The sequence below is a fragment of the Paracoccus methylarcula genome (assembly GCF_003007735.2).
Lineage (GTDB): Bacteria > Pseudomonadota > Alphaproteobacteria > Rhodobacterales > Rhodobacteraceae > Paracoccus > Paracoccus methylarcula.
This window is the reverse complement of sequence record NZ_PXNQ02000001.1, coordinates 108,152-121,300: the sequence shown is the minus strand read 5'-3', so window position 1 is coordinate 121,300 and position 13,149 is coordinate 108,152. Positions and strand designations below refer to the sequence as shown.

Genomic DNA, 13,149 nt, shown 5'->3' with positions numbered 1-13,149 from the left:
CCTCACAGCCCCCAGGCCGCACATTTGCGGTCGATGGTCTTGCGCGAGACGCCAAGACGCCGAGCCGCTTCCGAACGGTTGCCACCGGTCACATCGAGGGCGCGCAGGATTTCCCGCCTCTCGACCTGCGTCAAGGGCTCGATAGGGCCTTGATCCGTGGGCGGCGCCAGGGTTTCGAGCGGAAACCGCCCGAAAATCAGCGATCTTTCGATGAAGTTCCGCAATTCGCGGATATTGCCTGGCCAGTCGTGGCGCAGCATGGCGGCGCGGGTAGTGTTGTCGATCTCCAATCGGGGAAGGTCGAGACGAGCAGCGATTTCGCGCAGGAACAATGCCGCCAGTTCTACGATGTCCCCTTCGCGTTCCGCCAGAGCCGGCATTCGCAGCTCGATGACATTGATGCGAAAGAACAGGTCCTCGCGGAAGCGGCCTTCGGCGACTTCCCGGTCCAATGCCCTGCTGGTGGCCAGAACGAAGCGCAGGTCAAGCTGCGTCTCACGCTCCGCGCCAACAGGACGGACCGTCCCGTCCTCAAGCACCCGCCGCAACGCCGACTGCGCCGAAGGGCTGAGCCCGGCGACATCGTCGAGAAAGACCGTGCCCCCCTGGGCCGATGGCAGCAGGCCTTCCCGTGCCGCCCCCGCGCCGGGAAACGCCCCCGCCACATGGCCGAACAACTCGCTTTCGATCATCTCGGCAGGTATGGCAGAGCAATTGATCGGCACGAATGGCGCCGTTGAACGATGCGAGGTCATGTGCATATGCCGCGCCGCGACCTCCTTGCCGGTTCCCGACGCACCCGTGATCAGCACCGGCGTGGTCACGTCGCGGATACGGGCCAGCATGTCGCGCGTGGCGGCGATGGCGGGCGACGATCCGATCAGTTCGCGGCGTTGCTGACCGATATCCTGCCCGTCCAGTTCGCGCCGGAGCAGCATGTTCTCGCGCCGCAGCTGCGCCATCTGGATGCATCGCCCCACGGCGTTGAGCAACTGGTTCGAGCGGAAAGGTTTCAGCACGAAATCGGCGGCGCCCGCCCGCATCGCCTCGATCGCTGTTTCCAGGTCGGCATAGGCGGTGACCATGATCGTATCCGTGAAACCGCCCTTGCCGCGCTGCTCGGCCAGCCAGTCCAGACCGCGCCTGCCCGGCATCATGTTGTCAAGGATCATGACGTCGAAATGCCGCCGGGCAAGCTCGACCTCCGCCTCTGCCGTGTTCCCGGCCTCGGCAACCGACAGGCAATGCGGGGCCAGCGTCTTGACCAGGAAATTCCGCATGCCCGGCTCGTCATCCACGACCAGCACGCTGGCGCGCGCCAGATGCCCGGTCAGTTGCTGCTCTCCGCTATCCATTCGAGATCCCGTTTCCTCCTTGTGTCATCGTGACGCGATCAAACGGAAAAGACCAGTAATCCGTGTGGCTTGGCTGTTATGATATATCGGCAACCGTTGAAACGCTTCGAGGATCGCGCCCGCGGTCCAACTGCTCCCGGGATGATCCGAAGCCTGCCGAGGATATGGCCAATCCCGCCCGGGCTACGAAACTCACTTCGGCCGGGTGAAGGGCCAAGCCTCGACCACCATCCTTAATTTTCTGCGCAAATTAAGGAAATCTGCAGCTATGCCAAAGAAAATCTTGCCCCAAAGCGCAAGTTTCGTGTCGCGCTGCCCCTTGAGGCCCGGCATCCGGGTTCTGGAAATCTGTTGCGAACCTGGCATTGCAGCCGGGGAAGTCTCACAGTGTATCGGCGATGGCACAATTCTCGGGATGGATCGCCCGGGAAAAGCCATCAAACTTGCGATAAAGAGGCAAGTTCGGAGATTGGGACCAGTCAGAGCAGGGTCACACCGGGTCTCTGAACCTACGGAATTCGCAAGGCAAATGCCTCCCGAAGCCGAGTTCCACAACAGCGCCGCGGGACAGGAAGTTCACATCAGGCAATAAAATTATCGGTATCTGTGGTCGCTGCAGGGCGCACAGGCTATGGCCGGGCGTCGATGATGCGCGAGGCAACGCCGATGATCTGATCATCGCGGCCCGCCAGCGTTTCCGCCAGCGCCTCGGCCACCGAGCTTACGCTTTCGTCACGCGGGCGGCGCAGGTCGAAAAGCGGGGTCGTGGACAGGATCGCGATGATCTCGGACTTGCCGAAATTGTCCTCGGTCACCCGGATGCCAATGCGCTCGGCATTCCCGCGCATCTGGTCCAGCGACCACAGGACGCGCACCCGCCGCACGCCGCTGTCAACCGTGCCCAGATCATCAACCAGCGAAACGGGCTGGTTGATATTGGGCAGGATGTGAAAGACCTTGCCGGTATTGTCGACCACCATGACCCAAAGCGATGCCCCCGTGACCGTGGCGGGCAGTTGCACATCTACCACCGGATTCTCGCCGGTCTGGAAAACACCGTTCAGCACCGCCTCGCCGGTCGCGCCACGCCCCAGCCACAGCGACATGCCACCCGAGGCCGCAACCGGGAGAACCGCGCGGATCTTGCACAGATCCTCGTTCAAGACCGTCGTTTCGAGCCTGAGTTCACGATCACCGATCACCGGCGCAAGCGTGTTGCGGATGATGTCCGCATCCCCGGCGCTGGCAAGGTCGCCGATCACCGTGATGCGATCATGCAGCGCGAAATCCGTCGGCTGATCGGCAGGCGCGCGCAGCGCCCCGCAAGTCGCCATCTGGTCCAGATAGGGTTGCAGCGCCGCCCAGCTCAGGTTTTCGGGACCCGCCGCCAAATCGGTCACGACGGACATGCCCGATTGCGCCTGCCATCCGGTGAGCGTCTCGGTCAGCGCATCGCGCGTCGCCATATCGGGCGCCAGCCCGGACAGTCTCGCGCTGCTGTCGCTGACCGCAAGCTCCCAATTGGCAAGCGCAGAGGCGAGCACCAAGAGATCGGCCACGTCATCGGGCCAGGTTTCGTCAGGCATCCCGCGCGCCAGGCTCAGCGCATCCTCGGGCGGCATCACGTCCGAGACTTCGCGGAAGGCGGTGCGCAGGGCGTTAGCGATCCCGGCGTCCGGAGCATTGCCCGACAGCGTGCCATGGCCATCGGCATCCAGGCTGGCATTCAGCCGATAGGGCACCGCCTCGGGCAAGGCCGGGGAAAACCTGCCAGAGGCCCAAAGCCAGATCCCGGTCCCGGTCAGCAACGCAAGAAGCGTAGCCAGAACCAGCGGAGCGCGCGCCCTGCCCGGCTTCTTCGGGGCGCTGTCACGCGCCGTGTCCGGTTTCAGCCAACCCTCCAGCCGGTTCAGCGCCTCGGCCGCGCTTTGCGGGCGATCGGCGGGATCGGGCCGGGCCAGCCAGTCGATCAGATCCTTCAGCGGCGGCTTGATCCCTGTGCTATCCAGCGGATTGCGCTTGAAGCGAACGACCTCGCCCGGGCTCGTGCCGACCTGCGGAATATCCCCGCGTGCCGCCGCCAGCAACAGCGATCCCAGCCCATAAAGATCAGAGCGCGCATCGGCCTTGCCGTCCAGCTGCTCGGGTGCGGCATATTCGTATTTGCCGGCGAACTCGTTCCCGACGATCGTGCGCGCACCTGCCGCCGTGTCCTTGGCGATGCCGAAATCGATGATCGTCGCGCGCTCGGGCAGGCCGTCGCGCAGGATGATATTGTCGGGCGACAGATCGCGATGCACGATGCCGCGGCCATGGGTGGCGACCAGCCCTTCCAGCACCCGATGGGCGACGATCATCAGCGCGTGATCGTCCAGCCGCCGGTCCAGCATGAGCTGGTTCAGCGACTCCCCCTCGATATAGTCCATCACCAGGAACACATGCCCGGCATCCGAGCGCGAACATTCCGAATAGCGCACCACTGCGTCATTGACGATATTGCGCATCTGTTCTTCGCGCTTAATCAGTTCGACATAATCCGAATTTCCGGAAAAGCGCGCATTCAGCGCCTTGATGGCAACGTTGCGTTCGACCACCAGATTATGTGCCAGATAAACCTCTCCAGTTCCCCCGCGCCCCAGAACCCGAATGATTTCATAGGTGTTGTTGAGAATCTGACCGGGGCTGAAAATATCGGACTGCATGGGATCCCTGACCAGACGGCGTTATCGGCTGTTCTTCAATATTGTCGCACCGAACCGGAAAATAGTCTATCATAACAAAGAACGGTGCTTGCGGGTAAAATACCCTACCCACTGGAAATATATGTTGTTTCTTGCCGGAGGTTTTCAGATCATGCAGCCAGGTCGCGAAAAACGGTTCATGGCGACAAGATTATCGGTCAGCCGGATCGCACAGGTCCCGGGGCCAGCATGCGGCAAGACGAGGCACGGATGCGAGTTCTGAACCAGACGCCTTTCCTCCACCAGTTCACCATGGGCATGGACAAGTCGGGCCGCGAATATCTGTCCTTCGTGGTCAAGGGCAGCTTTGCCTTTCCCGACAGCGCGACCGACAGGCCCCGCCCCGCGGCGGTGCAGCGGCCACTGGTCATGGCCGATGAATTTTTCGGGGAGCCGGGGCACTCGGCGACCTTGTGGGAAACGGATTTCGCCTTCCGAAAATCCCGCTGCGACGTGGTGCTGCAGGGTGCGGCCTATGCCCCGGGCGGCAAGGCGGCCGAGCGTGTGCGCGTCGGGCTGAAGGTCGGTCAATGGTCCAAGCAGTTCGATGTGGTCGGGCCGCGCGAATGGCGGGTGATCGGCCCGGCGGTCACGGCGACGAAGCCCTGGCCGTTCCAGAGGCAGGCGTTTTCCTACGGCACGGCCTTTGGCGGCCCCGACCGCACCAATCCCGAGGATCAGGCCCCGCCCTGCTATGCCGGGAACCCCGTGGGCATAGGCTTTGCAAGCGTCCACTCCCAGTCCCGGCTGACCGGCGCCCCCCTGCCCAATACCGAAGAGGTGGGCAAGCCCGTCACCTCTCCCTATGGCGATTACCGGCCCATGGCATTTGGCCCGATCGGACGCGGTTTTCCCGAACGGCTGCGCCATGCGGGGACCTATGACCAGATCTGGATCGACAATGTCTTTCCCTTCCTGCCCCCGGATTTCGACGAGCGCTATTTCCAGATGGCGCCCGAGGACCAGCAGATCCCCTTTCCCGAAACCGGCACGCCGATCACGCTGGTGAACCTGACGCCAAAGGGCCGCGAGGCTTTTCGCCTGCCCGAGACCGCGCTGCCCATCCGCATCTTCCGCGGACGCGAGACCTGCCTTGATGCCGCGCCCCGCCCCGACACGCTGATCTTCGACCCCGAGGCGCGGGTTTTCATGATGGTCTGGCGGGTCTCGGTGCCGATGCAGAGAGTCATCACCGAATTCACCCAGGCCTGGATCGGCCCGCCGACACCCGCGATGAAACGTGCCTTCGCGACCGGCAAGCGCTATATCCGCAGCTTCTCGGCGGAATCCGCATGAGCACGCCGCTGCATATCCGTGCGGCCGGCATGGTGACGGCGGTAGGGCTGGACTGCGCCTCGGCCGCCGCCGCGATGCGCGCCCGGCTGGATGGCTTCCAAGAAACCCGCTTCATCGGCGCGGGTGGCGAATGGCTGATCGGCGCGCCCGTGCCCCTGCCCCGCAACTGGATCGGCGAAAAGCGCCTGGCCCATCTGGCCGCCGGCGCCATTGTCGATACCCTAAGCCAGGCGCCCGATGCGCAAACCGACTGCGCCCTGATCCTGTGCCTGCCCGAGACTGACCGCCCCGGCCGCCCCATCCGCGACGACACCGCCTTTGCCCGGCAGGTGCTGGACTGCGCCGAATTGCCTCGCGGCCTGAAAACCCGGATCGTCGCCCATGGCCGCCCCTCGGGCTTCGTCGCGCTGGAGCGCGCCCGCCGCATCCTGTCCGAGGGCAAAGCGGCGAATGTGCTGATCGCGGGTGTCGACAGCTATCTGACCACCTTGTCGGTCGCGCATTACCTTGCCGAGTCGCGCATCCAGACCCCTGAAAACGCCAATGGCTTCATCCCCGGCGAGGCTGCCGCCGCCGTGCTGTGTTCACGCGATGGTCCCTTGAAGCTGACAGGGCTGGGGCTGAGCCGCGAGAAGGCATTCACCTATAACAAGCTGGGCGAAGACGGGCTGGATCTGCCCCTGCGCGCGGACGGCATGACAGCGGCCTATCAGGCGGCATTCGCGGAATCCGGACGCCGGCATTCCGATATAGGCATCAAGATCGGCGACCTGATCGGCGAGGCATTCTGGTTCAAGCAGACGGCGCTGGCCATGCTGCGCACACAACGCGAACGCAGCGAGGTCCAGCCGATCTGGCCGGTCGCCGCCAGCCTCGGGAATATCGGCGCAGCCGTGGTGCCCCTGATGCTGGGCTGGGCGCTTGAGGCCAAACCCAAGGGCTATGGCGGAGCGGGACCCATCCTCGTCGAAGCATCCGCCGATGACGGTGCCTGCGCCGCAGCCGTGGCGGAGGCAGCATGACGGTTTTCGCCAACGGGCTGGAGATTTCATCGAAGAAACAGGGCTGCAAGGTTATCGCGGCCTTCCCCGACACCTGCTTTACGCCACCGCAAACCCCGGCGACACCACCTGGGGTGCCGATCCCCTATCCCGATTTCGGCAAGGATTCCGACCTGACCTCGGGCACCGGCACGGTCAAGATCGGCGGCGAGCCGGTCAGCCAGGAGAATTCCAGCAAATACAGCAAATGCTCGGGCGACGAGGCCGGATCAGCGCCGAAGAAGGGGATCATCACATCCAAGAATACCGGCGCGGTCTATGCCCAGAAATGGTCGATGGATGTGAAGTTCGAAGGCAAGGGCGTGGTGCGCTTCAGCGATATGGCGACCTCGAACCATTCTTCCAATCCGGGGGACAGCCCGCCGATGGTGGTGACCGGCGGTGCAAATCTCTCGATGGCCGAATGCGCAAAAATCCTGCTTGAGCTTGGGATGGTGGTGCATCCCTATAACCAAGCCAGCAAGCATTGCAGCTCTAGCCAGCAGTCAGACCACATCCTGCAGAATGCGTGTTTCCAGAACTCACGTGGTGGGCAGGCCATTTCGACGATGCCGGACTACAAGATCGGCCGGGCGCCATGCGTATGCCTGGACGACAAGACGACACGTGGCACGGAGCACGGCGAAAAGACGGCTGCGCAGAATGCTTGGACATCCACGCAGAAGGCGACAGGAAAGAATCCGACCTACGCGGAAGTCCGAGAGGCAAACCTTGATGCAATGAAAAAGGCCAAGGCTCCGGCGATGGATGATGGACCTGACGGAAAAGAGCATCCTGCGATAGGATGCCTGAGAATGATCTGTGATCAACATTACAAACCCTTGGTCGCGGGAGATGATGACTCCGCCAAGGAGCAAACCCAATGTCGGTGCCCGCGGACTGGTAAATTCAAACAGCAAGCCAGTTCCACGACCGTCGATCTGAAATAAGGAGCCGAACCATGGCAAATTACAGCGTGAGTTGCGACGGCGTCGCCTTGGATGAAGCCGGCGGTCTTTACAGCTTGGCTGTTTACACCGATGGCGAAGGCTTCAATTCATACGTCTATCACTCTTCCGATGTCGCATTGGGAGCCGAGAACAGGCAGACTGAACTGTTGGATGTGCAGGAATGGCTTACAGATATCTGGCGCTCCCGCGATAAGAAGCTCGTTGTCGTAGATGCGTCGGGAAATGCCCGTCATTTTGACGGCGCCGATTGGAGCGTGCTCGAAGTCTCGGGAAACGCGCTGACTTGCATATGGGGGATTGACGAGCACACGGTCTTCACTGCGGGCGACGCCGGCATTGTCTATCGTTGGGACGGGCGGGTTTGGACCCCTATTAGCGCGGCACTGGGCACGACAATCTTCTGCGTCCGCGGAACAAGTGATAGGAATCTGTATGCATGTGGCGAGCGTGGCGCCTTTTTTCACTATGACGGAACGGACTGGACACGGATCGAACTACCGACCAATCAGCGGCTATTGGGGCTGCTCGTGATGGCGCCGAACGATACACTGGTTTGCGGCAACGGTGGCGTCCTGTATCGGGGCGACGGCACAAACTGGCGCGATATCAGCCAGCCTATTGGCCACCTTTTCTCCTTGGTGCGTTTCCAAAAGGGCATTTACGTAGCTGGCGCCGCCTCAGGAATTTTCCGGCTGCGGGATGACAGTCTTGAACCTGTGAAAGGACTCACATCCTACAAGCTTTCCTCGAACAAGAATTTCCTTGCAAGCTCGGGCGATCAATTGGCTGCGCGATTTGACGGCAGTCTTTGGTTCGGCACGAGGTTCGATTAGGACGCGCGCTCCAACATCCGCGTCAGCGCAAGCCGCACGTGAGCCGGATCAAGATCCGCCACACACATCCCCGCCGCCCCCGGCTGCAGCATCCGAACCACGAACAACTCGCCCGCCTCGGGATATTCGGCGTAGCGTTCTTCCGCCACGCGCAACCCGTCCGCGCCCGCCACCCGCAACCCGTCGATATGCGCGTCGAGGCGTTCGATCAGGCGGGACATGCGTTCCTCGTCCATCTCGGGATTCTCGTCGGGATGCAGCAGGTTGTAGTCGTAGAGCGTCCACAGGAACGCCGCCTGCTCGGCGTGCTGGCGCAGCATTTCCTCGATGACGGGGGCGCGGTAGGGCATCAGTTCAGGTTGATAGAGCCGCCCCGGATGCGGTTCGAGGCCGAGGCGTGGCTGACGAGATTGGTTCCGCGAATGGTGATATGGCCGTCCTTTTCCATGATGATCGAGGCGCGGCCGACGCGCAGTTCGAGGCGCTGTTCGGCCTTGACCTTTACCGTCTCGCCATCACTGACCACTTTCGGCGCCCCGGCCATGTCGCGGCGCGGGGGGTCGACGATGCGGCCGATGATCAGGGGGCGCGCAAGATCGCCATCCTCGAAAAGCAGCGCGACCTCGGATCCCGTCTCCTCGGCGGAAAGCGGGGTCAGGCTGCGGGCCGGGATCGCATGATCCCTGGTATTGGACGGAAATACCACCAATGGCATACCGTCCTGAAACCCCATCAGAAGTCCGATGACAACACCGTCCAAACGGTCCTTGACGTCCATAAGCCGCCTCGCAATCCGTGAAATATCGCGATCACCAGTATTTCACAGTGCGCCTATTTCACCAAGTCCCGGATTTGGTTTTTCGCGAATCCGGCCTGCGATTTCGGCTTTTCGAATATCCGAAATATCGGCGCATTTTCCAAGAACGTTGCAAGAATCACAACTGTCTGCAACAATGCGATAATTCCCGGTAAGCTTGTTATTAACCGATTGTCTTTTTCGGAAGGTGAAGGCAGGGCGGTATGGATGGCGGTATGAATCTGGAAGGCCTCCTCTCCCCACTCGGTGGCGACCAGCCTCGGGCGTTGAATTGAGGAACGATGCGAGGTTCCATTCGATCGAACGATTGCTTGCACCCGCCGCACGCGAGCATCGGGTAAAGGCGGATGGCTCGGTCAACGAGTCCGCGCCGCCGGTCGACTGGTCCGCAATCCTGTCCAAAGGCGAAGCACTGGCAGCAGATGGCCGGGATCTGCGATTGCTGGTGATCCTGTTGCGCGGGCTTTACGCGACCGAGGGTTTCAAGGGCCTGTCCCGGGGAATTGGCCTGTTGACGCGCAGCGTCGGCGATTACTGGGACAGCCTGCATCCTGCATTGCGCGACCGTGACGATCCGCAAATGGCGGCGATGGCGCGCAGCAACGCGCTGCGGCAGCTGGACAATGACGATAACGGGCTGCTGGGCGATCTGCGCTTTGGCATCGCCTTCAGCCCACGCGGCATCGGGCCGGTCTCTTTCGACGATATGTCGGTCATGCTCCAGTCGGATTACGATGTTCTGGCCAAGACAGCCACGGGGCTGAGCAAGGACGAGAAAGACGCGATCGTCGCGCGGCATCAGAGCCGGGCTAGCCGCACCAGGGGCGCGTGCCGCGCGATGGCCACCGAAGAAGGCGCAGAGATTGCGGCAATGGTCGCGGATATGGGGGCCTGTCTGACCGGGCTGGAGACGCTGTGCAAGACTTTTGGAGAGAAAGGCGGCTTTGACGGCACGACCGGTCTGAGGCTGCCCGAATTGACCGAGTTTCTGTCCAATTGCCGAAAATCGTTGGAAAAGGCGATTGCCGAAACCGAGGCCGAGACCACGGAAATCAGCCTTGAATCCGAACCCGAAAATGAGCGCGCCGCAGCACCGCCCGCAGCCGCACCGGCCGGTAAAAAAAACACCGGCAGCGACAATGGTGCAATCAATTCGCGTGAAGATGTCGAGGCCGCGCTGGACCGGATCGTCGCGTTTTACGAACGGACCGAACCGTCAAGCCCGATTCCCCATGTTGCGCGGCGCCTGAGGCGTATGGTTGCAATGGATTTTTTGCAATTGATGCAAGAAGTCGCACCGTCTGGCTTGAAAGAATTTCACAACATTGCTGGTATTAATGAAAATAAAAAGTAAACATTAATATAGAGCACGGGAAACTAGAAAGGGCCCCGGATGAGCGAAAGCAAACAGAAGGTAATCGAACGAAACAGGGCGCCGCGCGTCCAGATCGCTTACGACGTCGAACATTATGGCAGCCCGACCACCATCGAACTGCCCTTTGTCATGGGTGTCATGGCCGACCTTGCAGGCGAATCCGAGACGGCCGAGGCCCGGAAACCGGTTGGCGACCGAAAATTCGTCGAAACCGATGCGGGCCGTTTCAACAAGTTCATGGAATCGCTGGCGCCACGGGTGAAGACACGGGTTCCCAACGCGCTGCCCGCCGCCGAGGGCGAAGAGACCGAGGAAGAGCTGTTCGTCGATCTCAGCTTCAAGAGCATGAGCGATTTCGCCCCCGACAGGATCGCCCAGCAGGTGCCCGCCCTGAACGAGCTGCTGAAGATGCGGCAGCAGCTGGAGCAGTTGCTCAGCTATATGGACGGCAAGGTCGATGCCGAAAAGCGTATCGCGCAATTGCTGAACAACGAGCCCTTGCTGCAGCAGGCCGCCGAGGCGGCCATCGCCGCGGGCAAGACCGATGAGGAGGGCTGAACATGGCTGAAGAGAAACAGGAAGCCGCCACCGGCGCGGCCGAAGCGGAAGCCATCGATCTGGCCGAATTCAGCGACCTGCTGGAAAAGGATTTCAGGGTCAAGGACAGCGAGAGCGAAAAGCTGAAGGCGCTGGTCTCGAATCTGGCCATCGCCGCGAAAGAACGTTCGGGCACGGCCACGATCTCGGGCAATGCGATCAAGTCGATCAAGTCGCTGATTGCCGGGATCGACCAGATGCTGTCCAAGCAGATGAACGTGATCCTGCATGACGAAAAGGTCCGCAGGATCGAGGGCACCTGGCGCGGACTGCATTATCTGGTCAACAATACCGAGACCGATTCCAAGCTGAAAATCCGCGTCCTGAACATCAAGAAGGACGAGCTGGCCGATATTCTTGAAGATTATGAAGGCCAGATGTGGGACCAGTCGCCGATCTTCAAGAAGGTCTATACCGACGAATATTCGATGTTCGGCGGCGAACCGATCGGCTGCATCCTGGGCGATTACGAATTCGGCCACAAGCCCAAGGATGTCGGCCTGTTGCGCAATCTGTCGGGCGTCTGCGCCTCGGCCCATGCGCCCTTCATCGCGGCTGCCGCGCCGCAATTGTTCCGCATGGAAAGCTGGCAGGAACTGCCCAACCCGCAGGATCTGCAGCAGATCGTGTCGGGGCCGGAATTTGCAAGCTGGCAATCGCTGCGCGAAAGCGAGGATGCCCGCTATATCGGGCTGGCCATGCCGCGCGTGCTGGGGCGTCTGCCCTATGGCGCGGAAACGGTGCCGGTGAAAGGCTTTGACTTCGAAGAGGTCATCGACGGCAAGCATGACAATTATGTCTGGATGAACGCGTCCTTCGCGATGGGCGTGAACATCAACCGCAGTCACAAGCTGTATGGCTGGGGCACGCAGATCAGGGGCGTGGAATCGGGTGGCACGGTGCTGAACCTGCCGGTCCATACCTTCCCGACCGACGATGGCAGCGTGGCGATGAAATGCCCGACCGAAATCGCCATCGACGACCGGCGCGAGGCGGAACTGGCCAAGCTGGGCATGATGCCGATCCTGCACCGCAAGAATACCGATGTCGCGGCCTTCATCGGCGCGCATAGCCTGCAGGACGATGATGCGCGGGCCGGGCGGCTGGTCGATCCCGACGCGCAGGCGAATGAACGGCTGTCGGCGAACCTGCCCTATCTGTTCCCGGTCTCGCGCTTTGCCCATTACCTCAAGGCCATCGCACGCGACAAGGTCGGCACGTTCAAGGAACGTTCGGACATGCAGAAATGGTTGTCGGAATGGATCAACCGCTATGTGCTGGCGAACCCCTCGATGGCCGACGACCGGGCCAAGGCAAAGCGGCCCTTGGCGGCGGCAGAGGTTCAGGTGGACAGCGTCGAAGGGCGGCCGGGCTATTACAATGCCCGCTTCTTCCTGCGCCCGCATTACCAGCTGGAAGGCATCAATGCGAGCCTGCGGCTGGTCTCGGAACTGCCGTCGGTCAAGGGCTGACAGCGCGGCGCAAGATGCCCGCGCCGCCTGACAACGGATAACAGGCCGGAACCCGACCTGACATTTCACCGGCAGCCCCTGGCCGCCGGCATTGGGTGATGAAACCCGCAACAAGGCGATGAAAGGACAATCCAATGGCATTCAGTGGTTATCTGGCGATTGAGGACATCCCGGGCGAAAGCAAGCGTTCGGGCCACGAGGACGAGATTGTCGTCTCCGGCTTTTCCTGGGGCGCATCCCGTTCGGCCTTCCGCAATTCCGGAGGGCAGCGCGAAAGCGGTCTGGCCGAAATTCAGGCCATGTCGCTGATCAAGGATTTCGATGCGTCCTCGCCCTATCTGGCGCTGGCCTGCATCAAGGCCAAGAACCTTGGCGAAGCCGTGCTGACGTTGCGCAAGGACCAGGGCGACGAGCATTCGGACTATCTGACCATCACGATGACCAACACCATCGTAGAAAGCTATCAGACCTCGGGCGGCGACAGCGGCAACCCGATCGACAGCCTGAACCTCAGCTTCGACACGTTCAAGATAAAATACATCCAGGATGCCGACGATCTGACTGCGGGCGACGAGCACGAGGTCGAATACGACATGGTGGCCGCGACATGACTGCAGCCTGCGGGTTGGCGTGACAGGTGGCCGAGCAGACC

12 protein-coding genes are annotated in these 13,149 nt (G+C 61.6%); 8 read left to right on the top strand and 4 right to left on the bottom strand.

Annotated elements, in window-relative coordinates; all coding sequences use genetic code 11:
- Window positions 1-2: 2 nt before the first annotated feature.
- Window positions 3-1,355 carry a sigma-54-dependent transcriptional regulator gene (locus A7A09_RS00520; RefSeq protein ID WP_106689351.1) on the bottom strand — a complete coding sequence of 451 codons (1,353 nt, stop codon included), beginning with the start codon at window positions 1,353-1,355 and terminating at the stop codon, window positions 3-5.
- A 629-nt stretch (window positions 1,356-1,984) separates the two neighbouring features.
- A complete protein-coding gene (locus A7A09_RS00515; RefSeq protein WP_106689349.1) occupies window positions 1,985-4,057 on the bottom strand; it encodes a serine/threonine protein kinase in 2,073 nt (690 codons plus the stop codon).
- Window positions 4,058-4,306: 249 nt separating this feature from the next.
- Between A7A09_RS00515 and A7A09_RS00510 the strand changes: the two genes are divergently transcribed.
- Genes A7A09_RS00510 through A7A09_RS00495 form a run of 4 tightly spaced genes read left to right on the top strand, consistent with a single transcriptional unit; the run spans window position 4,307 to window position 8,236 of the window.
- Entirely contained in the window at window positions 4,307-5,392 is a 1,086-nt protein-coding gene (locus A7A09_RS00510) for a DUF2169 family type VI secretion system accessory protein (RefSeq protein WP_106690003.1), read from the top strand.
- Complete coding sequence (locus tag A7A09_RS00505) at window positions 5,389-6,414, top strand: 3-oxoacyl-ACP synthase (RefSeq protein WP_106689348.1); 1,026 nt, start codon at window positions 5,389-5,391, stop codon at window positions 6,412-6,414. Before A7A09_RS00510 ends, A7A09_RS00505 begins: the two co-directional genes overlap by 4 nt.
- Window positions 6,411-7,382 carry a DUF4150 domain-containing protein gene (locus A7A09_RS00500; protein WP_106689346.1) on the top strand — a complete coding sequence of 324 codons (972 nt, stop codon included), beginning with the start codon at window positions 6,411-6,413 and terminating at the stop codon, window positions 7,380-7,382. The genes A7A09_RS00505 and A7A09_RS00500 overlap by 4 nt, the downstream gene beginning before the upstream one ends.
- 11 nt (window positions 7,383-7,393) lie before the next feature.
- The gene (locus A7A09_RS00495; RefSeq protein WP_106689344.1) at window positions 7,394-8,236 is read left to right on the top strand and encodes a WD40/YVTN/BNR-like repeat-containing protein; all 843 of its coding nucleotides are present in this window, start codon (window positions 7,394-7,396) and stop codon (window positions 8,234-8,236) included.
- Here the strand turns inward: A7A09_RS00495 and A7A09_RS00490 are convergent.
- On the bottom strand, window positions 8,233-8,586 hold the full coding sequence (locus A7A09_RS00490; protein WP_106689342.1) for a hypothetical protein: 354 nt from the start codon (window positions 8,584-8,586) through the stop codon (window positions 8,233-8,235). The two genes, A7A09_RS00495 and A7A09_RS00490, sit on opposite strands and share 4 nt — an antisense overlap.
- Window positions 8,586-9,014, bottom strand: a complete 429-nt coding sequence (locus tag A7A09_RS00485; RefSeq protein WP_106689340.1) for a DUF6484 domain-containing protein — start codon at window positions 9,012-9,014, stop codon at window positions 8,586-8,588. The genes A7A09_RS00490 and A7A09_RS00485 overlap by 1 nt, the downstream gene beginning before the upstream one ends.
- A gap of 226 nt (window positions 9,015-9,240) precedes the next feature.
- Here A7A09_RS00485 and A7A09_RS00480 point away from each other — a divergent pair, with 226 nt between their 5' ends.
- From A7A09_RS00480 to A7A09_RS00465, 4 genes are all read left to right on the top strand, one after another.
- A complete protein-coding gene (locus A7A09_RS00480; RefSeq protein ID WP_245999100.1) occupies window positions 9,241-10,407 on the top strand; it encodes a type VI secretion system protein TssA in 1,167 nt (388 codons plus the stop codon).
- 39 nt (window positions 10,408-10,446) lie between these two features.
- Complete coding sequence (gene tssB / locus A7A09_RS00475) at window positions 10,447-10,986, top strand: type VI secretion system contractile sheath small subunit (RefSeq protein ID WP_106689338.1); 540 nt, start codon at window positions 10,447-10,449, stop codon at window positions 10,984-10,986.
- 2 nt (window positions 10,987-10,988) lie between these two features.
- Complete coding sequence (gene tssC / locus A7A09_RS00470; RefSeq protein ID WP_170166979.1) at window positions 10,989-12,497, top strand: type VI secretion system contractile sheath large subunit; 1,509 nt, start codon at window positions 10,989-10,991, stop codon at window positions 12,495-12,497.
- A gap of 134 nt (window positions 12,498-12,631) precedes the next feature.
- Complete coding sequence (locus tag A7A09_RS00465) at window positions 12,632-13,108, top strand: Hcp family type VI secretion system effector (protein ID WP_106689334.1); 477 nt, start codon at window positions 12,632-12,634, stop codon at window positions 13,106-13,108.
- The last annotated feature ends 41 nt before the right edge of the window (window positions 13,109-13,149 follow it).

Bases quoted from the DNA above. Each gene is read 5' to 3' on its own strand.
- A7A09_RS00520 (WP_106689351.1), bottom strand. From the start codon at position 1,355: ATGGATAGCGGAGAGCAGCAACTGACCGGGCATCTGGCGCGCGCCAGC.
- A7A09_RS00515 (WP_106689349.1), bottom strand. From the start codon at position 4,057: ATGCAGTCCGATATTTTCAGCCCCGGTCAGATTCTCAACAACACCTAT.
- A7A09_RS00510 (WP_106690003.1), top strand. From the start codon at position 4,307: ATGCGAGTTCTGAACCAGACGCCTTTCCTCCACCAGTTCACCATGGGC.
- A7A09_RS00505 (WP_106689348.1), top strand. From the start codon at position 5,389: ATGAGCACGCCGCTGCATATCCGTGCGGCCGGCATGGTGACGGCGGTA.
- A7A09_RS00500 (WP_106689346.1), top strand. From the start codon at position 6,411: ATGACGGTTTTCGCCAACGGGCTGGAGATTTCATCGAAGAAACAGGGC.
- A7A09_RS00495 (WP_106689344.1), top strand. From the start codon at position 7,394: ATGGCAAATTACAGCGTGAGTTGCGACGGCGTCGCCTTGGATGAAGCC.
- A7A09_RS00490 (WP_106689342.1), bottom strand. From the start codon at position 8,586: ATGCCCTACCGCGCCCCCGTCATCGAGGAAATGCTGCGCCAGCACGCC.
- A7A09_RS00485 (WP_106689340.1), bottom strand. From the start codon at position 9,014: ATGGACGTCAAGGACCGTTTGGACGGTGTTGTCATCGGACTTCTGATG.
- tssB (WP_106689338.1), top strand. From the start codon at position 10,447: ATGAGCGAAAGCAAACAGAAGGTAATCGAACGAAACAGGGCGCCGCGC.
- tssC (WP_170166979.1), top strand. From the start codon at position 10,989: ATGGCTGAAGAGAAACAGGAAGCCGCCACCGGCGCGGCCGAAGCGGAA.
- A7A09_RS00465 (WP_106689334.1), top strand. From the start codon at position 12,632: ATGGCATTCAGTGGTTATCTGGCGATTGAGGACATCCCGGGCGAAAGC.